Source organism: Ruegeria sp. F5, assembly GCF_056533845.1.
Genome location: NZ_JBQFOU010000006.1, coordinates 63,823 through 83,724, shown reverse-complemented (window position 1 = coordinate 83,724; position 19,902 = coordinate 63,823). Strand labels below are relative to the sequence as shown.

At 62.1% G+C, this 19,902-nt stretch carries 25 protein-coding genes; 16 read left to right on the top strand and 9 right to left on the bottom strand.

Features of this window, described 5'->3' with window-relative positions; translation table 11 throughout:
* Positions 1 to 3: 3 nt before the first annotated feature.
* Genes ACR0K1_RS11050 through ACR0K1_RS11040 form a run of 3 tightly spaced genes read right to left on the bottom strand, consistent with a single transcriptional unit; the run spans position 4 to position 1,984 of the window.
* A complete protein-coding gene (locus tag ACR0K1_RS11050; protein ID WP_480614089.1) occupies positions 4 to 624 on the bottom strand; it encodes a LysE family translocator in 621 nt (206 codons plus the stop codon).
* Entirely contained in the window at positions 621 to 1,220 is a 600-nt protein-coding gene (locus tag ACR0K1_RS11045; protein ID WP_480614087.1) for a metallophosphoesterase family protein, read from the bottom strand. The genes ACR0K1_RS11050 and ACR0K1_RS11045 overlap by 4 nt, the downstream gene beginning before the upstream one ends.
* A complete protein-coding gene (locus ACR0K1_RS11040) occupies positions 1,217 to 1,984 on the bottom strand; it encodes a uracil-DNA glycosylase (protein ID WP_480614479.1) in 768 nt (255 codons plus the stop codon). The genes ACR0K1_RS11045 and ACR0K1_RS11040 overlap by 4 nt, the downstream gene beginning before the upstream one ends.
* A 73-nt stretch (positions 1,985 to 2,057) precedes the next feature.
* Here ACR0K1_RS11040 and ACR0K1_RS11035 point away from each other — a divergent pair, with 73 nt between their 5' ends.
* The 10 genes from ACR0K1_RS11035 (at position 2,058) to ACR0K1_RS10990 (ending at position 8,653) form a co-directional block, all read left to right on the top strand.
* Positions 2,058 to 2,705, top strand: coding sequence for a scavenger receptor class F, member 2 (locus ACR0K1_RS11035; protein WP_480850609.1), 648 nt, complete (start codon positions 2,058 to 2,060; stop codon positions 2,703 to 2,705).
* Between the two features lie 59 nt (positions 2,706 to 2,764).
* The gene (locus ACR0K1_RS11030; RefSeq protein WP_480614084.1) at positions 2,765 to 3,700 is read left to right on the top strand and encodes an aspartate carbamoyltransferase catalytic subunit; all 936 of its coding nucleotides are present in this window, start codon (positions 2,765 to 2,767) and stop codon (positions 3,698 to 3,700) included.
* On the top strand, positions 3,697 to 4,212 hold the full coding sequence (locus tag ACR0K1_RS11025; RefSeq protein WP_480850606.1) for a hypothetical protein: 516 nt from the start codon (positions 3,697 to 3,699) through the stop codon (positions 4,210 to 4,212). Before ACR0K1_RS11030 ends, ACR0K1_RS11025 begins: the two co-directional genes overlap by 4 nt.
* Positions 4,197 to 4,583 (top strand): hypothetical protein, encoded by a 387-nt coding sequence (locus ACR0K1_RS11020; RefSeq protein WP_480614080.1) that lies wholly within the window; start codon positions 4,197 to 4,199, stop codon positions 4,581 to 4,583. Before ACR0K1_RS11025 ends, ACR0K1_RS11020 begins: the two co-directional genes overlap by 16 nt.
* Positions 4,580 to 5,032 (top strand): hypothetical protein, encoded by a 453-nt coding sequence (locus ACR0K1_RS11015; RefSeq protein ID WP_480614078.1) that lies wholly within the window; start codon positions 4,580 to 4,582, stop codon positions 5,030 to 5,032. Before ACR0K1_RS11020 ends, ACR0K1_RS11015 begins: the two co-directional genes overlap by 4 nt.
* A complete protein-coding gene (pyrC, locus tag ACR0K1_RS11010) occupies positions 5,029 to 6,309 on the top strand; it encodes a dihydroorotase (protein ID WP_480614076.1) in 1,281 nt (426 codons plus the stop codon). The genes ACR0K1_RS11015 and pyrC overlap by 4 nt, the downstream gene beginning before the upstream one ends.
* On the top strand, positions 6,309 to 6,914 hold the full coding sequence (plsY, locus tag ACR0K1_RS11005) for a glycerol-3-phosphate 1-O-acyltransferase PlsY (protein ID WP_480614074.1): 606 nt from the start codon (positions 6,309 to 6,311) through the stop codon (positions 6,912 to 6,914). Before pyrC ends, plsY begins: the two co-directional genes overlap by 1 nt.
* The gene (locus ACR0K1_RS11000) at positions 6,911 to 7,180 is read left to right on the top strand and encodes a hypothetical protein (protein ID WP_480850603.1); all 270 of its coding nucleotides are present in this window, start codon (positions 6,911 to 6,913) and stop codon (positions 7,178 to 7,180) included. The genes plsY and ACR0K1_RS11000 overlap by 4 nt, the downstream gene beginning before the upstream one ends.
* 190 nt (positions 7,181 to 7,370) lie before the next feature.
* Entirely contained in the window at positions 7,371 to 7,847 is a 477-nt protein-coding gene (locus ACR0K1_RS10995) for a YHS domain-containing (seleno)protein (RefSeq protein WP_480614070.1), read from the top strand.
* 272 nt (positions 7,848 to 8,119) lie between these two features.
* The gene (locus tag ACR0K1_RS10990) at positions 8,120 to 8,653 is read left to right on the top strand and encodes an outer membrane protein (RefSeq protein ID WP_480850601.1); all 534 of its coding nucleotides are present in this window, start codon (positions 8,120 to 8,122) and stop codon (positions 8,651 to 8,653) included.
* A 51-nt stretch (positions 8,654 to 8,704) separates the two neighbouring features.
* Here the strand turns inward: ACR0K1_RS10990 and ACR0K1_RS10985 are convergent, their stop codons facing one another.
* Positions 8,705 to 9,688 carry a quinone oxidoreductase family protein gene (locus ACR0K1_RS10985; protein WP_480614067.1) on the bottom strand — a complete coding sequence of 328 codons (984 nt, stop codon included), beginning with the start codon at positions 9,686 to 9,688 and terminating at the stop codon, positions 8,705 to 8,707.
* 193 nt (positions 9,689 to 9,881) lie between these two features.
* Here ACR0K1_RS10985 and ACR0K1_RS10980 point away from each other — a divergent pair, with 193 nt between their 5' ends.
* On the top strand, positions 9,882 to 10,739 hold the full coding sequence (locus ACR0K1_RS10980) for a DUF2189 domain-containing protein (RefSeq protein ID WP_480614065.1): 858 nt from the start codon (positions 9,882 to 9,884) through the stop codon (positions 10,737 to 10,739).
* A 9-nt stretch (positions 10,740 to 10,748) separates the two neighbouring features.
* Here ACR0K1_RS10980 and ACR0K1_RS10975 read toward each other — a convergent pair whose 3' ends face one another.
* The gene (locus tag ACR0K1_RS10975) at positions 10,749 to 11,738 is read right to left on the bottom strand and encodes an NAD(P)H-quinone oxidoreductase (RefSeq protein WP_480614063.1); all 990 of its coding nucleotides are present in this window, start codon (positions 11,736 to 11,738) and stop codon (positions 10,749 to 10,751) included.
* 55 nt (positions 11,739 to 11,793) lie between these two features.
* Positions 11,794 to 12,486, bottom strand: coding sequence for a COQ9 family protein (locus ACR0K1_RS10970; RefSeq protein WP_480614061.1), 693 nt, complete (start codon positions 12,484 to 12,486; stop codon positions 11,794 to 11,796).
* A 111-nt stretch (positions 12,487 to 12,597) separates the two neighbouring features.
* Between ACR0K1_RS10970 and rpsU the strand changes: the two genes are divergently transcribed.
* Positions 12,598 to 12,804 carry a 30S ribosomal protein S21 gene (gene rpsU / locus ACR0K1_RS10965; RefSeq protein ID WP_005614280.1) on the top strand — a complete coding sequence of 69 codons (207 nt, stop codon included), beginning with the start codon at positions 12,598 to 12,600 and terminating at the stop codon, positions 12,802 to 12,804.
* A 293-nt stretch (positions 12,805 to 13,097) separates the two neighbouring features.
* Complete coding sequence (locus ACR0K1_RS10960) at positions 13,098 to 14,234, top strand: CAP domain-containing protein (RefSeq protein ID WP_480850598.1); 1,137 nt, start codon at positions 13,098 to 13,100, stop codon at positions 14,232 to 14,234.
* Between the two features lie 47 nt (positions 14,235 to 14,281).
* On the opposite strand, the gene ppk2 is transcribed toward ACR0K1_RS10960, so the two are convergent.
* Entirely contained in the window at positions 14,282 to 15,199 is a 918-nt protein-coding gene (ppk2, locus tag ACR0K1_RS10955) for a polyphosphate kinase 2 (RefSeq protein ID WP_480614057.1), read from the bottom strand.
* 296 nt (positions 15,200 to 15,495) lie between these two features.
* Here ppk2 and ACR0K1_RS10950 point away from each other — a divergent pair, with 296 nt between their 5' ends.
* Positions 15,496 to 16,335, top strand: coding sequence for a CPBP family intramembrane glutamic endopeptidase (locus tag ACR0K1_RS10950; RefSeq protein ID WP_480614056.1), 840 nt, complete (start codon positions 15,496 to 15,498; stop codon positions 16,333 to 16,335).
* Positions 16,336 to 16,338: 3 nt separating this feature from the next.
* Here the strand turns inward: ACR0K1_RS10950 and ACR0K1_RS10945 are convergent, their stop codons facing one another.
* Complete coding sequence (locus ACR0K1_RS10945) at positions 16,339 to 16,797, bottom strand: Lrp/AsnC family transcriptional regulator (RefSeq protein WP_480614054.1); 459 nt, start codon at positions 16,795 to 16,797, stop codon at positions 16,339 to 16,341.
* 135 nt (positions 16,798 to 16,932) lie between these two features.
* Here ACR0K1_RS10945 and ald point away from each other — a divergent pair, with 135 nt between their 5' ends.
* The gene (gene ald, locus ACR0K1_RS10940) at positions 16,933 to 18,051 is read left to right on the top strand and encodes an alanine dehydrogenase (protein WP_480614052.1); all 1,119 of its coding nucleotides are present in this window, start codon (positions 16,933 to 16,935) and stop codon (positions 18,049 to 18,051) included.
* A 103-nt stretch (positions 18,052 to 18,154) separates the two neighbouring features.
* On the opposite strand, the gene ACR0K1_RS10935 is transcribed toward ald, so the two are convergent.
* Complete coding sequence (locus tag ACR0K1_RS10935) at positions 18,155 to 18,967, bottom strand: mechanosensitive ion channel family protein (RefSeq protein ID WP_480614050.1); 813 nt, start codon at positions 18,965 to 18,967, stop codon at positions 18,155 to 18,157.
* Positions 18,968 to 19,176: 209 nt separating this feature from the next.
* Here ACR0K1_RS10935 and ACR0K1_RS10930 point away from each other — a divergent pair, with 209 nt between their 5' ends.
* Positions 19,177 to 19,875 (top strand): glutathione S-transferase family protein, encoded by a 699-nt coding sequence (locus ACR0K1_RS10930; protein WP_480850595.1) that lies wholly within the window; start codon positions 19,177 to 19,179, stop codon positions 19,873 to 19,875.
* Positions 19,876 to 19,902 lie beyond the last annotated feature (27 nt).

Here is a 19,902-nt window from a genome sequence, read left to right as displayed (position 1 = left end):
GCATCAGGCCCTTTCCATGATGGCCAGCCGGACCGCCAGCGCGGCAAAGATGCCCCCCGTGACCCAGCCCATGATCCGCGAGGCGCGCGGGTTCGAAATCAGCACCCGCCCGGCCCCGCCCGCAAAAATGCCCACCAGCCCGTTCACCACAAACCCGCTCAGCGCAATCATGGCACCGAGGATCAGGAACTGCGGCAGGATCGGACCAACCGAGGGATCGACGAATTGCGGAATGAAGGCCAGCACGAACAGGATGACTTTGGGATTGGTCAGGTTGACGACCAGCCCATCCCGAAAGGCAAAATGCGCGGGTTTCGTGGGTGCGTCGCCGGAAACGGCTCCGTTCCGGATCGCGCCCCAGGCCAGATACAGCAGGTAAGCCACACCCACCCAGCGGATCACATCGAACAGCCAGGGCACGGCAGACACAGCCGCGCCCAGCCCCAGCCCGGCCAGCAGAACGTGGATCATCAAACCCGTCGAGACACCGGCACTGGCCACCAGCGCCGGTTTCGCGCCGGACCGTAGCCCCTGCCCGAAACAGAACATCATATCCGCGCCTGGGGTAAAACTCAGCGCCAGAGCAGCTGGCACAAAAGCCAGCAGCGTTACCGTTTCGATCATGAGGGGACCTCGAACCAATGTATCTTGGGGCCAAGATTGGCAATTTGCGCGCGCCCCAAGGTGCCGCGATAGCCCCAGCTGTCATGGATATGACCGCAGAACACAAAGGCGGGCTGTATCCGTTCCACCGCATCGCGCACTGCGACCGAGCCAACCGACTGGCCCTGCGATGTGGTATCGCCATGGCCTTTGGGCGGGGAATGCACGATCAGCACATCGGCACCGTCGCAGCGATCCAGCATTTCGGTCGCTTCCGCCTCGGTCAGGTCACAGGACCAGTCGCCGAACGGCGTGACCGGCACGCCATATCCCAGACCGAACAGGCGCAGGCCGTCGATGGTCATGCCCGAGCCGTGCAGCACGTGCACCCCCTCGGGCGCGGCATCGGCTAGCTCTCCGGCGCTTTCGGCGTTGCCCGGCACCAGCGCCAGCGGGGCCGAGATGCCGGACAGCATCGCCATCGCTTCGTCCAGACCCTGCCGCATGTTGCAGTAGTCTCCGGCTCCGATCACCAGATCGGCATCCGCACTGGCCGCAACCAGATCAGCGGCCCGGTTGCGCGCCATGTGCAGGTCGGAGAAGGCCAGTATCCTCATCGCGCCGCCTCCAGCCGTGCCCGCAATTCTAACAAGTCCGCCCAGGCCTGCCGCTTCATCTGAGGTTGCCGCAGCAAGTATGCGGGATGGAACATCGGGATCACCGGCAGGTCCAGCGCCTGATCCCAATTCCCGCGCAGCCGCGTGATGCCGCGTTTGCCCAGCACCGCCTGGCAAGAGATATTGCCCATCACCACCAGAATCTGCGGTTTCGCCAGAGCCACGTGGCGGTCCAGAAACGGTTTCATCATGCCGATCTCTTCCGGCTTGGGGTCGCGGTTTTGCGGCGGCCGCCAGGGCAGAACATTGGTGATATAGACATTTTCGCGCCGATCCAGATCAATCGCCGCCAGCATCCGGTCCAGCAACTGCCCGGCCCGGCCGACAAAGGGTTTGCCCTCGCGGTCTTCGTCCCGGCCCGGAGCCTCGCCAATGATCATCACCCGCGCGCCCGGTGTGCCGTCGGCAAAGACCAACTGCCGTGCGCCCTTTTTCAACTCGCAATGCGCGAACGCATCCATCGCCGCGCGCAATTGGTCCAACGAACCCGCCTCGCGCGCCGCCTGCCGGGCGACCGCAACCGGATCAACCTGCTCAGGCTTTGCCGGTGCCGCCTGTGCAGGCTGCGACTTCTTCGGCCTGGGCGCGGTATCCGGCAGCGCGTATCGATCCACCGGCGCATCGCCGATGGCATCGGTGACGCCCAGTTCGATCTGCCAGTCCAGCAGCGCCCGCGCGGTGTGATAATCCAAAGCCGATTCCATGCCTTTCAATCTAACCACCTTTTGACCGAGGGAAAGCGAATAGACCTTGCCATGGCACCGGGTCGCACCGACCATGGGCGCATTCATGCTGTCAGTTTTGCGATTCCTTCTGATCGGAGTGCTGTTTGCCGTCACCAGCGGCCAGCCCGGATTTGCCCAGATCAACACCCAACGCGACCAGTGCCGAGGGGGCCAGTTCGCCTGCGGCAGCCGCTGCTGTTCCGGCGGGCAGCGATGCAGCTTTGACAACCATTGCATCCCGCTGGGCGGCACCTATTGCGGCGGCGGCCGCAGCTGCGGCCCGTTCGAACGCTGCGTGGCCGGGGGCACCCGCTGTGCGCCGGCGGGGGCGAATAAATGCCGCTCGCGCCTCGACTGCCCGGGCGGCAGTTTCTGCAACGGGCGCGGGGAATGCGAGCCGCTGACGCCCGAATTCGATCCCACCCCCTCCCCCGGTTTCAACCTTCAGACGCAGTGCGCCGATGGGCGCAGCTGTGTCTCGGGCACCTATTGCCTGCCGCAGGGCGGCTGCTCGCGCCCCGGCTGGTACTTGTGCGAAAAAACCGGCTCGCAATGCCGCCCCGGCTTCAAATGCTCGCGCAACCAGGGCTGCGTGCCCGTCAGGGCGATCGACTGCGGCTATGGCAAATGGTGCAAACCGGGCGAGCGCTGCTTGCCCGAAGGCGGGTGCGAGATATTGCCCGAGGGCACCGATCCCTAGGTTGCTTCTGCCCGCGCAGCTTCCTATAAGCGGCCCGATTGTCAGACAGGAGCCCGCCCATGCGTTTCGCCCATCGTCACCTTCTTGGCATCGAGCATCTGTCGCAATCCGATATCACCGCCATCCTTGATCTGGCCGAAAAATATGTCGAAATGAACCGCCAGTCGACCAAGCATTCCGACGTGCTGGCAGGACTGACCCAGATCAACATGTTTTTTGAGAACTCAACCCGCACGCAGGCCAGTTTCGAACTGGCAGGCAAGCGGTTGGGGGCCGACGTGATGAACATGGCGATGCAGGCGAGTTCGATCAAAAAGGGTGAGACGCTGATCGACACCGCGATGACGCTGAACGCGATGCATCCCGACCTGCTGGTGGTGCGGCACCCGCATTCCGGTGCGGTCGATCTGCTGGCGCAAAAGGTCAACTGCGCCGTTTTGAACGCAGGCGACGGGCGGCACGAACACCCGACGCAGGCCTTGCTGGACGCGCTGACCATCCGCCGCGCCAAGGGCCGCCTGCACCGGCTAAACATCGCGATTTGCGGCGATGTCGCGCATTCCCGCGTAGCAAGGTCAAACCTGATCCTGCTGGGCAAGATGGAGAACCGCATCCGCCTGATCGGCCCGCCGACGCTGGTGCCCGGTCAGTTCGCCGAGTTCGGGGCCGAGATTTACGACGATATGAACGAAGGCCTGAAAGACGTCGATGTGGTGATGATGCTGCGCCTTCAGCGCGAGCGAATGGATGGCGGCTTCATCCCCTCGGAACGCGAATACTATCACCGCTATGGGTTGAACGCCGAGAAACTGGCGCTTGCCAAGCCGGACGCCATCGTCATGCATCCCGGCCCGATGAACCGCGGGGTGGAAATCGACGGCACGCTGGCCGATGACATCAACCGCTCGGTCATTCAGGAACAGGTCGAAATGGGCGTCGCCGTGCGCATGGCCGCGATGGAACTGCTGGCCCGCAATCTGGCCGAGGCCGCATGAACGACCTGACCGTCGCCCCCCATGAACGCGGCGTGATCCGCCTGTTCACGCTGGACATGCGCCCGGAAGAGGCGAAGTTCCTGCGCGAACCCGGTGCCGCCGATCAGGTTCTGGGGGTCGAGGGGCTGGACCCCGCGCAGATCGATATCTTCCCGGTCTCCGACCTCGAAGACCTTGGGCTGTACGGCTATCTGAACGAGGGCTGCGGAGTGTCGGCGGATCAGTTGGACCGTACTGCGTTGGAGGCTGTCGAGGGCTGGGTCCTGGCCCTGCGCAGCGCCGCCTTTCACGGGCGCGCGGCCAGTATCGAACCCGACCCGCGCCTGCACTTGATTGGTCTGTTCACCGAAGAGGCCACCAACTGGACTGGCGGCGTGATCGAAACCGAAAGCGCCAGGCCGTTCTCGGCCCCTAAGACCCCGCCGGACGCGCAACCCCGGCGCATCGGCTCGGCCCTTTTGGCGCTGGTGATCCTGCTTGTGATCGGAGGTGCCCTGTGGCTGATCCTGTGACCTTCGCCCCCGACAAAGGCGCTTACATCCGCACCAACGCGTGGTTGGCCGCGTTCGCAATGGCGGCGGCGATGGTGGTGCTTTGGCTGATCGGCAACCCCTATGTCTGGACCGGCGCACCCGCCGGGCTGGCCGCCGTTGCTGTCCGCGCGTGGTATCTGGCCTCGGAAGAACTGAACAACACGTGGGAGATGACCGAGACCACCCTCACCGGCCCCGGCCCGCGCAAGGTGGCGCTGAACCAGATCGAGGCGGTCAAAACGATGGGCAGCTTCGTCCAGATTGTCACCAAAGGCGGCGACAAGCACCTGATCAAGTATCAGGCCGACCCCGCCGCCACCAAAGCCGCGATTGAAAGGGAGATGGGATGAGCGACGAGTGGTGGCGAGAACAAATTCCTGATGGCGAAAAGATTCTGTGGGTCGGGCAGCCGGATCAGGGTTTTTTTCCGCCGCGCTATGGCTGGGCCTACAAAGCAATACTGCTTCTGCTCATCGGGATTTGGGCGGGTAGCCCATGGATGATCGAAACTGTCCGGGAATTCTGGGAGATCTTTTTTTGTACGATTGGCTTTGCCTTCGTGATCTACGCAGACCGTTTCGTTCGGGCGCAGCGCATGTACGCAGTCACCTCGCACAGCGCCTGGAAACTCAACAGAGAGTTAAAGTCCAAAAGCCTGAAAATCGACAATTTTCTGACCTTTCGAACCGGACGCCGCGCGATCTTGTTTGACCGTCATCCCTTCTTTGCCTTTGAACACCTGTCCGATCCCGACACTGTTTTGAAGGCGCTGACCCAAGCCCGAGAGGCCCAGACATGACTGCCCTGATCTTCACCAACGCCCGTCTGATCGACCCGGAAACCGGCACGGACAGTCTCGGCTGGCTGCACATTGCCGATGGTCTAATTCAGGGCAAGGGCGATGGGGATGCGCCTGGCACTGACGGGCAGGTGATCGACTGCGGCGGGCAGTGCCTCGCGCCCGGTATCGTCGATATCGGCGTCAAGGTCTGCGAGCCGGGCGAGCGGCACAAGGAGAGCTATAAATCAGCGGGTCTCGCCGCGGCTGCCGGGGGGGTGACCACTATCGTCACCCGGCCCGATACGCTGCCTGCGGTCGATACGCCGGAAACGCTGGAATTCGCCACAAGGCGCGCGCAGGCGGATGCGCCGGTCAACGTGCTGCCGATGGCGGCGCTGACCAAGGGGCGCGACGGGCGTGAAATGACCGAGATCGGGTTTCTGCTCGATGCCGGGGCTGTCGCCTTTACCGATTGCGACCACGTGGTGGCCAATACCAAGGTGTTTTCGCGCGCGCTGACCTATGCGAAGTCCTGTGGCGCGCTGGTGATTGCCCACCCCCAGGAACCGGGGTTGAGCGCCGGGGCGGCCGCCACCAGCGGCAAATTCGCCGCCCTGCGCGGATTGCCCGCAGTTTCTCCCATGGCGGAACGTATGGGTCTGGACCGCGACATCGCGCTGTTGGAGATGACCGGGGCCGCGTATCACGCCGACCAGATCACCACCGCCCGCGCCCTGCCCGCTTTGGAACGGGCCAAGCGGAACGGGCTGGACATCACCGCCGGGACCTCGATCCACCATCTGACGCTGAACGAGCTGGACGTGGCCGATTATCGCACCTTCTTCAAGGTCAAGCCGCCGCTGCGATCCGAGGACGACCGGCAGGCGGTGATCGAAGCGGTCCGTACCGGGCTGATCGACACGATCAGTTCGATGCACACGCCGCAGGACGAGGAAAGCAAACGCCTGCCGTTTGCCGAGGCCGCCTCGGGCGCGGTGGCGCTTGAGACGCTGCTGCCTGCGGCACTGCGCCTCTATCATGCGGGGCAGTTGGACCTGCCGACCCTGTTCCGCGCCATGGCGCTGAACCCGGCGAAACGGCTGGGGCTGGGCGCGGGCCGCCTGTCGCAGGGCGCACCGGCGGATCTGGTTCTGTTCGACCCGGATGTGCCTTTTGTGCTCGACCGCTTTGTTCTTAAATCCAAATCCCAGAACACACCGTTTGACGGGCAGAAGATGCAGGGTAAGGTCACAGCGACCTATGTCGCAGGCCAAGAAGTTTACCGGAGACCCTGATGCCCCCGATCGACAGTACAACGACCCAGCTGATCCTGTGGGCAGGGCTTGGATACCTGATGGGGTCCATCCCGTTTGGCATGATCCTCGCCCGTGTCATGGGGCTGGGCAATCTGCGCAATATCGGGTCCGGCAATATCGGGGCCACCAATGTTCTGCGCACGGGAAACAAAACGGCAGCTGGCCTGACGGTGCTGTTTGACGGCGGCAAGGGGGCCGTCGCTGTCCTGCTGGCCCGGGTCTTCGCCGGGGAAGATGCGGCACAGATTGCGGCGCTGGCCGCTTTTGTGGGGCATTGTTTCCCGGTCTGGCTGGGGTTCAGGGGCGGCAAGGGTGTTGCGACCTTTCTGGGCCTGTGGCTGATGCTCGCCTGGCCCGTGGGCGTGGCCTGCTGCCTGTCCTGGCTGGTTGCGGTGGCGATCTGGCGGATGTCCTCGGTCGGGGCGCTGGCGGCAGCGGCGCTGTCGACGACCTGGATCGTGGTGCTGACGGATGGCTCGACCTTCATCCTCGGCATCGTTCTGACCCTGCTGGTCTATTGGCGCCACAGCGCCAATGTCGCGCGCATCAAGGCCGGGACCGAGCCCAAAATCGGCAAATCGTGACCCCGCCCGACGCGTTTGCATCCGCGTTCTTCGACCTGCCTCTCGGCACGTTCACCGGCACGGCAGATGGCCTGCGCTATGTCGTCACCCGGCAGGCGATGGCGGGCGGAAAGGCCCATAAACTGGTCGCGCATCAAAGGGGCGGCAATGACTATATCAGCCTCAACCTGTACCAGACCCGCAACAGCGGCCTGCTGCTACGACCCTGCGAAATGCCCGTCCGCAAAGTCATCGAATTCGTCCTCGCGCTGCGGCCCGAGGGCTGACCTCTGCCCTGCATTTCTGAACAGAGACTCTTCACCCCTGCACAATCACAATTGATTGCTTTGAACGTGACCAGGGCAATTCCCAACTGGATTTCGTGACAGCCAATTGCCGGTGTCACAAAAACAAATCCGGTTCGCCGGGGCAAAATTCAGGTGCCCGAAAGCGGACCTATTCACGAAAGGTGAAGTCATGAACAAGATCAAATCCCTCATCGGTGGTGTCGCCCTGTCTGTCGCGGTTGCAAGCACAACTCTGGCCGCTGGCGTCGAACTGAACGCAAGCTCGACCGGTCTGGCGCTGCAGGGTTACGACCCGGTTGCCTATTTCACCGTGGGCGAGGCCACCAAGGGCGATTACCGCATCACCGCGCTGCACAACGAAGCGCTGTACCGCTTTGCGTCGGAAGAAAACAAAGTGGCGTTCGAGCAGAACCCCGAAGCGTATCTGCCCGCTTATGGCGGTTACTGCGCCTTCGGCACCGCGATGGGCTTCAAGTTCGACGGCGACCCGAACTACTGGAAGATCGTTGACAACAAGCTGTACCTGAACCTGTCGGCCGATATTCAGGAACGCTGGGAAGGCGACATCCCGGGCTTTAACGAGCGCGCAGATGCCAACTGGAAAGACATCGCCGACAAGACCCCTGCGGAACTGCAGCAGCAATAATCCGCTGAATATTTCAGACGTGTCGGCGGCGGAGCGTATCCGCCGCCGCATGTCGTTTTGAACCCTTCGGTTCGGCACCTATCTGTTTCTTCAAACAAGCGTCCGGCTTCAACGGACCTGCATCCGCGCCACCGCGCGGAACCGCAAGACTACGGGCTGGAATAGAACAGACATCATTGATCCGGTCCGGGGATCGGGCCGTATCAATCAGCAGGCACCCGCAGCAAATTACACCCCTGCGGGATCTGGTTTCGAACGAAAGGACAACACAGATGACAGGTAAATTGGCACTCGTCACCGCTGTCGCGACTTTGGCGGCAGGATCGGCCTTTGCGCAATCTTCGGGCAACTGGACCGGGTTTTATGGCGGTCTGCAGCTTGGCTATATCGACGTGGATACCAACGTGTCCGGCATCGACGGCGATGGCGCGATCGGCGGTATCGTTCTGGGCTACGATTATGATCTGGGCGATTGGGTGATCGGCGGCGGCTTCGACTATGACTGGACCGATGTGAACCTGTCCGGCGCGGCCAAGGTCGAGGATGTGTGGCGCCTCAAGGCGCGCGCCGGATACAAAGTGAACCCGCAGGGCCTGTTTTACGGAACCGCTGGCTATGCCGAGGCCGGAACCGACAATCTGGGCAGCGACGATGGCTGGTTCATCGGCGCAGGGTACGAGCAGATCGTCGCCCCCAATGTCAGCATTGGCGGCGAGTTGCTGTATCACGAGTTCGACAATTTCAACTCGACCGGCGTGGATGTGGACGCTACCACCCTGCAGTTCCGCGCCACCTATCGGTTCTGAGGCATCCCTCACAGACCATCAGACCCGGCGCTTTCCACCGGGTCTTTCCGTTCAAAGGTCCAGAATCGTGCTGCCCGTGGTCTGGCGCGCCTCGAGCGCACGATGGGCATCGGCGACCTGTTCCAGCGGGAAGCGCTGATCGATGTGGATTTTGACCTCACCGCCTTCGACCTTGCCGAACAGCCGCCTTGCCATCGCCTGACAGGCGGCATGGTCCGAGATATGCGTGAACAGCGTTGGCCGGGTGATCTTGAGCGAGCCTTTCTGCGCCAGAACCCCAAGATTCACCGGCGGCACCGGCCCCGAGGCGTTGCCGAAGGAAATCATCATCCCCAGTGGTTTCAGGCAGTCCAGCGACCCCTCGAACGTATCGGCCCCGACCGAATCCATCACCGCGTCCACGCCTTTGCCGCCAGTGATCTCGGCGACGCGTTCGGCAAAGTTCTCGGTCCGGTAGTTGATGCAATGCGCCGCCCCGTTGAACTGCGCGAGGGAACATTTTTCGTCCGTCCCGGCGGTGCCGATCAGGGTGATACCCTCGGATTTCGCCCATTGGCAGGCGATCAGGCCCACACCCCCGGCTGCGGCGTGGAACAACACCGTATCCCCGCGCCTGAGCGGCGTTGTGCGGTGAAACAGGTATTCGACCGTCATCCCCTTCAGCATCATCGCGGCGGCGGCTTCAAAGCCGATACCGTCGGGCAGCGGGCAGACCTGCGCGGCGGGCATCACGCGCGCCTCGCAATAGGCGCCCGAGGGCGCAGCGGCATAAGCGGCGCACTGGCCGGGTTCCAGATGGGTCACGCCCTCGCCCACGGCCTCGACCACGCCCGAGGCTTCCATGCCCAGCGCATGAGGCAGGTCCAGCGGATAAAGACCAGTGCGCTGATAGACATCGATAAAGTTCAATCCGCAGGCATGGTGGCGAATGCGCACCTCACCCGGTCCGGGGTCGCCCAACGGCCTGTCTTCGATCTGCAAAACCTCGGGTCCGCCGAATTCATGGATGATGACGGTTTTTGCCGTTTGCTGCATGCTGACCTCCTTCTTGCCTGCGCCCAAGCTAACACGACTGCGCAACAGGGCAATCGGTGCAATCTCGTAGCGGTGATTCGGCGAATTGGGAATCTGTGCTATAGTGGTCACAGGCGTTGCCGGCTGGTCCGGCCACGGGCAACCTTATGCCGGATCCGTCCCGCGGCGCATTTCGTCAGGGAAAGGGATCAAGATGGCAAAAACTATCGGTAATCCGATCAGCTGGGTGGCCCAAAGCCTTGGCGCTACCAGCGATCACGTCACGGAAAGCGTATCCCGGATCGGCAGCTCGGAAACCCGCGAACTGCCGGTGGTGCAAACGCTTACATTGCAGGATCTGCGCGCCTGTCTGCGGGCGGGGTATCACGATTTCCTCGAAACCCGCGCCGATGCGATATTTGTGGTGCTGATATACCCCATTGCCGGTCTTCTGATGTTCGGATTTGCGGTGAACATGAATATGGTGCCGCTTCTGGCCCCTCTGGTCGCAGGGTTCGCCCTGATCGGCCCGGTCGCGGCAGTTGGATTGTACGAGATCAGCCGCAAGCGCGAACAGGGCGGCGCGGTCCACTGGCTGGACGCGTTCGGGGTCTTCCGCTCACCGTCCTTCGGCGCGATTCTGGCGCTTGGCTTTTATCTGGTGATGCTGCTGCTGATCTGGCTCTGGGTTGCTGAAGGCATCTACGAGCGCACGCTGGGCCCGGAACCGCCTGCCTCGCTTGGCGCATTTGCGACCGATGTGTTCACCACCAGCGCAGGCTGGACCATGTTCGTGGTCGGCACGGCGGTCGGGTTTGTCTTTGCCCTGTGCGCGCTGGCCATCAGCGTCGTCAGCTTTCCGCTGCTGCTGGATCGCAAGGTCGGCGTGCCGGTCGCGGTCGTTACCTCGGTCCGCGTGCTGCGGCACAATCCGGGCGTCGTTCTGACATGGGGCTTCATCGTCGCGGTCCTGCTGGTGCTGGGCGCGATTCCGATGCTGCTTGGGCTGATCGTGGTGATGCCGGTGCTGGGCCACGCGACCTGGCATCTGTACAGACGCGCGGTCGCCTGACCCGCGCCGTTACCCGCCGGATATGTTCAGAACGATCTTGCCGATATGGCCCGAGCTTTCCATGCGCGCATGGGCGGCTGCGGCCTCGGCCAGATCGAATTCTGAATCCATGACCGGAGCGACCCTCCCGGCCTCCAACAAGGGCCAGACGGCCTCGCGCAAATCCTGCGCGATCTTGGCCTTTGCCAGATCGCTTTGCGGGCGCAAGGTGCTGCCGGTCAGGGTCAGGCGTTTAACCATCATCAGGGCAAAATTCAACTCGACCACCGGCCCCTGCAAAAAGGCGATCTGCACCAGCCGCCCGTCCTCGGCCAGAGCCTTGACGTTGCGCGGGATGTAATCCCCGCCCACCATGTCGAGGATCAGGTTCGCGCCGCCTTCAGCCCGCATGACGCCCACAAAATCCTCATCCCGGTAGTTGATCGCCTTTTCCGCGCCAAGCTTCACACAGGCCTCGCATTTTTCGTCCGACCCGGCGGTGGCAAAGACGCGCGCGCCAAAGGCGTTGGCGAGTTGGATCGCGGTGGTGCCGATTCCGCTGGACCCGCCATGGACCAGAAAGCGTTCTCCTGCTTTCAATCCGCCACGGGTGAAGACGTTGGACCAGACGGTGAAGAAGGTTTCGGGCAGGCAGGCGGCCTGTTTCATTCCCATACCAGCAGGCACGGGCAGGCAATGCGCGGCGGGCGTGGCGACATATTCTGCGTAGCCGCCGCCGGGCAGCAGGGCGCAGACCCGATCGCCGATCGCGACTCCTTCGACGCCCGCACCCACAGCCACCACTTCGCCCGACGCTTCCAGCCCCGGCAGATCGCTAGCCCCCGGCGGCGGATCATAGGCCCCGGCGCGCTGCAGGGCGTCCGGCCGGTTCACCCCGGCATAGGCCACTTTCAGGATCACCTGCCCGGCGTTGGGCTCGGGCATGGGCCGTTCGGTCACCTGCAAAACATCCGGGCCGCCGGGGGTGGTGATCTCAACAGCGCGCATCATCTGGGTCATCGGCAAATCTCCTTTGCCCAATGCCTAGCAGGCCTGCGCTCAAACGCCCAGACAGTTACTTTCGGGGGTTCAGAAGCCCCGGCAGATCAGCACGCATCTTCATCGGGGCCCGCACCTGACCCGCCAGCCAGTTCGGTACCGCCAGAAACGGCTTCAGCAGCGGGTTCCCGTTCACCTGCGCCTTGAGCTTTTCGAACTGCATCACATCGCCGATGCGCCGGTCCAGAAATTCCCACGTGCGCTGATGATCCGGGGTCTCATCCCCCAGCCAGAACAGCAGGGTCGAGGAATAGACCCCCGACAGCGTCATCCGCTTGGTGTACCAGTTCACATCGTCCGAGGTGTCACCCAGCGCGTCCCAGATCAGATCGCAAGTCTGCCACAACGCCTTGGCCCCATCCGCCGCATGGGTCGGCAGCGAAAACAGCGTCATGCCCCGGCGCACCAGTTCTTTATCCTCGACCGCCTCAAGCCGGAACCGCACGGCGGCGGCGATCTTTTCGCGGAATTTCAGCGCGCTCAGGTCCTCGGACTTGATTCGCTCCAGCATGGCCGCATCGCCGCGCGCGTGAAAGGCCAGCGCCAGATCGACCGCCCCGCGCGGACAGATGGCGCGCGCCAGACCGTCATCGATTTCGCAATCGGAAATCGCCGCCCGAAAGCTTGTTTCCGACCAGCCATCGAAAGGAACATGGATCAGAATTGCATCCAAAAGCTGCTGCTTGGCATCTTCGTAGGTAACGGTCATGGCGGTTCTCCGGCTTTCAGCCCCAGTACTAGACAAGATAGGCCCGCTTTGCTATACGGCCAATTCCTGCAATTTCCTTGCAACTCTATCTAGAAAGGTGGTGACAACCACATGCAGGTTAGTGTTCGCGACAATAACGTCGATCAGGCGCTTCGTGCCCTGAAGAAAAAGCTGCAGCGCGAAGGCGTGTTCCGTGAAATGAAGCTGAAGCAACATTTCGAGAAACCGTCCGAGAAGAAAGCGCGCGAGAAAGCTGAAGCGATCCGCCGTGCCCGTAAACTGGCACGCAAGAAAGCCCAGCGCGAAGGTTTGCTCTAAAACCTCGCTCGTCCAGCTTTGGATGACACTATTTGACGACCCCCGAGGCCCCGCCCGGGGGTTTGTCGTTTTCAGGGCTGGTTCTTTTCCGCCGACTCGCGCCGGGCAGTGTGCGGCAAGCTGCCAATTCCGGCTCAGCAACATTTTGCCCGGCATTTTGCAGCGCAGCGAATCCCGTTCAGGTAGCGCGGGCCTGCCGGATTTCGCTCAACTGATAAGCGCCCCTGTCCCCTGCCGCGATGCCCCATGTAACTGGCCCCGTCGAAACAGACGGCAAACCAAACGGAGGCAAAATGTCGACTGCAAGCACAATCGAGCAGGAAATGCTGGCGCTTATCAACGCCGAGCGCACATCCCGCGGGCTGAACGCGCTGAAACTGGAAACCAATCTGAATGAATCGTCCGAGGATCACAGCACCTGGATGCTGAACACCGACATGTTCAGCCATACCGGTGCCGGCGGCTCCAGCGCGACCGAGCGGATGCGCGATGCCGGGTTCGACCTGTCCGGCAGCTGGCGCACCGGTGAAAACATCGCCTGGCAATCCGAACGCGGCGCGCCGGGCATCAGCGATGATGTGGCCCAGCTGCATCAGAATCTGATGAACAGCCCCGGCCACCGAGCCAACATCCTGAACCCCGAGTTTGAATATATCGGCATCGGGATCGAGACCGGGGATATGCAAGGCTTTGACGCGGTCATGGTCACGCAGAACTTCGCCACCACGGACGGAACGGTGGTTCTGGATAGTGGCGCGGCGACTCCCCCCGCCCCGACACCGCCGGTGGCCGAGGTGCCAGTAACCGACCAGCCAGCGCCCGATCAGCCTGTGACCGAGGCCCCGGACGTTGCGGATACACCCGCCCCCGCGCCGGACACACCGGACACGGATGTCACGAACGACCCGACGCCGGACACGCCCGACGTGGATGTCACCGAAACCGAAGATCCCGCGCCGGAAACGCCCGATACAGACGTCACGGAAACGGACGATCCGGAAACTGAGACACCCGACACGGATGTCACCGAGACGGACGACCCGGTCGCCGAAACGCCTGATACCGATGTCACAGAAACCGAAGAACCGGCACCGGAAACGCCCGATACGGACGTAACCGAAACGGCCGACCCCGCGCCGGAAACACCCGGGACAGATAGTGGCGAAACAGATGACGGATGTTTCGACGTCGCCGCCTTCCTTGCCGAGATCGAGGCGTTTATCGAAGCCCTGCAATCGCGGCTGGATCAGTTTGCCTGGGATGACAGCGGGATGGACCCGTCAGATTCGACCGAAGCGTTCGATCTGGTGATGGACGATTCTGAAACCGTCGAAGAAGACACGCCGATGTCAGATGTTGCATGCGATGATACAGCCGATGTCTTCCAGTTCAATTTCTACACCTTCGACTGCATGATGGACGCCGCCTGAGCGGCCCTTCCGGTGCGAGGCAGACCCTCTGCCTCGCACAGCCGGGGTCAGTAGATCTTCGGCACGTGAAGCTCATCCGGCAGAACGCGGCGTTCGTATTCGGGATTGTAGCGCCGATCGGGCAGGTTGACCTTTTCCTGCGGCACATCCTCATAGGGGATTTTGGTCAGCAGATGTTCAATACAGTTCAGGCGTTCGCGCTTCTTGTCATTGCCCTCCACGATGTACCACGGGGCCTCGGGGATGTTGGTGCGAAACAGCATGTCTTCCTTGGCCTTGGTATATGCCTCCCACCGGATGCGGGATTCCAGATCCATCGGCGACAGTTTCCACTGCTTCATCGGGTCGTGAATGCGCATGAGGAATCGCAGCTGCTGTTCCTCATCCGTGATCGAGAACCAGTATTTCAGCAAAATGATCCCCGACCGCACCAGCATCCGTTCGAATTCAGGAACGTCCTGAAAGAACTGTTCGACCTGATCGTCGTTGGCGAAACCCATCACCCGCTCGACGCCTGCGCGGTTGTACCATGAGCGGTCGAACAGAACGATCTCGCCCGCAGCAGGCAGGTGCGGGACGTAGCGCTGGAAATACCACTGGCTTTGTTCACGACGGCTGGGGGCGGGCAGGGCAACGACACGGGCCACCCGCGGGTTCAGCCGTTGCGTGATGCGCTTGATCACGCCCCCTTTCCCGGCGCTGTCGCGGCCTTCGAACAGGATACAGACCTTGGCCCCGGTGTGCTGCACCCAGTCCTGCACCTTGATCAGTTCGGCCTGCAGGCGCAGCAGGTTGCGGAAATAGACCTTGCGGTCCAGCATGTCCGGGTGCTGGTCCTTGTAAATCTTGCGGACTTCCATCGAGAGCATCGGCTCGCTGAACTCGATCTCAAAGTCCTCGTCCAGCGTGTCTTCCAATTCGGCTTCCAGCCAGTCTTTGGGCGCGTCATTGTTTTCGTAAGCCAAAATCAGCTCCTTCTCAGTCAACGGGTTCGGACCGTACCGGGTATGTGTAACCGCCCGATGTCATCGGAAAAATTGATGCCATCGCGATGGAACGGCTGTGCGGGGTCCTGTTGGGTGAAACAGGCGCAATTTCAACAGCCCTGCGGTCTTTGCCCTCAATGTGACCCGGACGGGCGGCAGATACAACCGGCAGAATTGCCGCAATGCCAACAGGTTGCCGGCCGGGCCGGACTGGCGTCTTGCAATGGCGTATATTTTCGCGGCAACACTGCGGTCAGCAAAACTGTGGAACGCACGTGGCCTTCTTTCTGTCTCAACTGCCGGTCCTCTGGCCCTGGCTGATCCTGATCGCGGCGCAGGTCCTGGTGCTGACGGGCAGAACCGCCATCGGATTGTCCGTTCTGGTGCTGTTCGGCAGCGTCGCGCTGAGCCTCGGGCTGATGTCGCCACTGGCCGCTGCGATCATTGCTTTGGGAGTGTTGGGCGCGTCGTTTCTGCCCCGTCTGTCGGGATGGGCAGCCGGGCTGGGACATCTGGCACTGATTGTCTGGTGCGTGGCACTGGGCGCGCATCTGGTTCCGGGGTTCTACAACCTTCGGATTCTGGATCAGGTTCTTGCCGGGCCCGATAGTGCCGCCTTCACCCTGCATCTGAACATGGACAAGCCGATGGTGTTCTTCGCCGTCCTGCTGGCCTGGCCCGCAATGCTGAACACCGGGCGGATGGTAAACCTTCCGAGTCTTATTTTCGGCCTCGCCCTGCTGCCCATCCTGTTCGCGATTGGGCTGGCGGCAGAAGCCGTCCGGCCCGAGATCACCCTACCGCCCTGGTGGCTGATCTTCGCACTTTCAAACCTGTTTCTGACCTGCCTGACGGAAGAGGCGTTTTTTCGCGGCTACCTGCAATCCGTCCTCGTTTCCCGGATCGGGGTAGCAAACGGAATCGCTCTGGCCAGCCTCGCATTTGGTCTGGCCCATTTCGGAGGTGGACCCGAGCTGGTAATCTTCGCCTCGCTTCTTGGTCTGGCCTGCGGATTGGCCTATTCTGCAACCGGTCGGCTGTGGGTGCCGGTCGCGATGCACTTCGCCTTCAACTTCGTGCATCTGGTCTTCTTCACCTACCCGGCCCCGGCCTGAGCCTTAAACCGGCAGGGCCGTGGTCTTGAACACGGTCCGCAGGGCAAACGAGCTTTGCATCTGCGCCACCCCGGGCAGGCGCGACAGATACTGCCGGTGAATGCGGGCAAAATCCTCGGTGTTTTCGGCGACGACTTTCAGGATGTAATCCGCCGTCCCGGCCATCAGATGGCATTCCAGAACATCCGGAATGCGCGCGACGGCCTTTTCGAACGCATCCAGCACCTCTTCGGCCTGACCCTGCAGGGTGATCTCGACAAACACCGTTGTGGGCACGTTCATCTTGCGGGCATCCAGCAGGGCGACATAGTTGCGGATATACCCCTCGGCCTCCAGTCGCTGCACGCGGCGGTGGCAGGCCGAGGGCGACAGATTCGCCTGCTCTGAAAGCTCGGCGTTCGACATTCTGCCGTTCCGCTGGAGCGCGGACAGAATCTTCCGATCCGTCGTATCAAGGCTCATTCATGCACATCCTTTGCAAGAAGCTGCCATCTTACAGGAAATTCTTCCCGGAAAAAGCTCTTTCGCACGCAATGTTTCACAGAAATTGCAACGAAGAATGCCCATAATTTAGGCAGTTTATGAATGGAGTCTCTCATGAAAATCGGCTGCCCCAAGGAAATCAAACCGCAGGAGTTCCGCGTCGGCATGACCCCCAACGCCGCGCAGGAAGCGGTGGCGCGCGGTCACGAGGTGATCATCGAAACCGGGGCCGGGATGGGCTCGGGCTTTGACAATGACGCCTATGTTGCCGCCGGTGCCCGTATCGTTGACACGGCGGAAGAGGTGTTTGCCACCGCCGACATGATCGTCAAGGTCAAGGAACCGCAAGCGGTCGAACGCAAGATGCTGCGCGAAGGGCAGCTGCTGTTCACCTATCTGCACCTTGCGCCCGATCCGGACCAGACCCACGATCTGTTGGAATCCGGTTGTACCGCGATTGCCTATGAGACCGTGACCGATGCCAATGGCGGCCTGCCGCTGCTGGCCCCGATGTCCGAGGTTGCCGGTCGTCTGGCCCCTCAGGTCGGGTCATGGACCCTGCAGAAGGCCAATGGCGGCCGCGGTGTGCTGATGGGCGGTGTTCCCGGTGTTGGCCCGGCCAAGGTCGTGGTGATCGGCGGCGGTGTTGTCGGCACCCACGCCGCCAAGATCGCGGCGGGCATGGGCGCGGATGTGACGGTTCTGGACCGGTCCCTGCCCCGCCTGCGCTATCTGGACGATGTGTATGGCCGCCAGTTCAAGAACCAGTATTCGACCGCCGGTGCAACGGCCGAACTGATCCAGGATGCCGATATGGTGATCGGCGCGGTCCTGATCCCCGGTGCCGCCGCGCCCAAGCTGATAACGCGCGAGCAGCTTTCGACCATGAAACCGGGTGCGGTTCTGGTGGACGTGGCCATCGATCAGGGCGGCTGTTTCGAGACCTCGAAGGCCACCACCCATGCGGATCCGATCTATAACGTCGATGGCGTCATGCATTACTGCGTTGCCAACATGCCGGGTGCGGTTGCGCGCACCTCGACCATTGCTCTGGGCAACGCCACGATGCCGTTCATGCTGGCGCTGGCGGACAAGGGCTGGAAACAGGCCTGTCAGGACGACCCGCATCTGATGGAAGGTCTGAACGTCCATGCCGGTCAGCTGACCTATTACGCGGTTGGCAAGGCACTGGGGATCGACGTCGTCTCGCCCAATATCGTGGTCAAATCGTAAATCCTCCCGCCCCTGAAAACGGCCCCTGCCGGGGGCCGCTTTACAGCGTTGGGCAAAGCGCCGCGCCAAAAGGCGCGGCGCAGTTGCGTTCAGGCAAGCAGCCTTAGCCCTGTTTCTGGATTTCCACCGAATGCGGATAGGGGATCGAAACGCCCTTGTCGTCAAAGGCTTCCTTGACCGCCTTGGTCAATTCGAACTTCACATCCCAGTAATCCGCCGCCGCACACCACAGACGCGCGGTCAGGTCCACCGAACTGTCACCCAGATTGGTCACCCGCACCCAGGGCTCAGGATCGTGGTGAATGCGGGCATCCGCCTTGGCGATATCCAGAATGATCTGCATCGCCTTGTCGGCGCTGTCGCCATAGTCAATACCGAACACCAGATCGACCCGGCGCGTGTCATGGGCCGAATAGTTGGTGATGACAGTGCCCCAGGCCTGCCCGTTCGGAACGATGATCTGCACATTGTCAGGCGTCACCAGTTCGGTCGTGAACAGGTTCAGGTCCTTCACCGTCCCCGCCGTGCCGCCGATATCGACATACTGGCCCAGCTTGTAGGGCCGGAACACCACCAGCATCACCCCGGCGGCCAGATCGCTGAGCGTGCCCTGCAGCGCCAGACCGATGGCCAGCGACGCGGCACCCAGGATGGCCACGATGCTTGTGGCCTCGATGCCGAAAATGCCCAGAACGGCCACAAGCACCATGGCCAGAATGGCCCATTTGACCAGGCTGGCCATGAAATTGCCCAGCGTCGGGTCAATCTGCGGGGTCGCGTTGATCCGGCGGCGCACCATGCCACCGATCGCGCTTGCCACGATCCAACCCAGAATCAGAACGACCAGAGCCTTGACCGCACTCATGATCAGGGGGGCGAACGCGCCTACCTGTGTTACGACCTCATCCACGCGCATCTCCTTTCAACAACAAGAAACCCGCGTACTTCACGCGGGGTCGGCGGAGTTTGTGCCAAAAATGCCTTTCGGTCTAGGTGCCAGTCGGCCCGGTTTTCCCCGTTGTTCACCGGCAAACACCAATTGACCGGTATTGCACATCATTTGGGCCTTACAAGAACGGGTGTCGCGGCCTACCTTTTGAGGAGCCACTTCAACAGGAGCCCCCGATGCTGGACGCCAAATCACACCCGATCATGAACCGCTGGCCTGCGCAGTTCCCGGAAAAGATCCAACTCTATTCCTATCCGACCCCCAACGGCGTCAAAGCCTCGATCATGCTCGAGGAAACAGGCCTGCCGTATGAGGTGCACAAGGTCACGCTGGCCGATGCCGATGTCAAAAGCCCCGAGTTCCTGTCGCTGAACCCCAACAACAAGATTCCCGCCCTGATCGACCCCAACGGGCCGGATGGCGAGCCGCTGGCCCTGTTCGAAAGCGGCGCGATCCTGCTGTATCTGGCCGAGAAAAGCGGCCAGTTCATTGGCCGGACCGCGGCAGACAAACACCGGGTCACCCAATGGCTGATGTTCCAGATGGGCGGGCTGGGGCCGATGTTCGGCCAGTTGGGCTATTTCCACAAATTCGCCGGCAGCGAGATCGAAGACCCCCGCCCCCGCGAACGCTATGTGGCCGAGGCCAAGCGCCTGCTGAACGTTCTGAACGGGCAACTGGACGGGCAGAACTGGATCGCCGGAGACTATTCCATCGCCGACATCGCCATCGCGCCCTGGCTGCGCGGGCTGGACTATTACGACGTCAAAGAGGTGATTGGCTGGGACGGCTACACCAACGTTGCCGCCTATCTCGACCGCTTTCTGGAACGACCGGCGGTCCAGAAAGGCCTGCTCATCCCCGCGCGGGACTGATCCAAAAAACCGGGCAGCGGCGCCTGC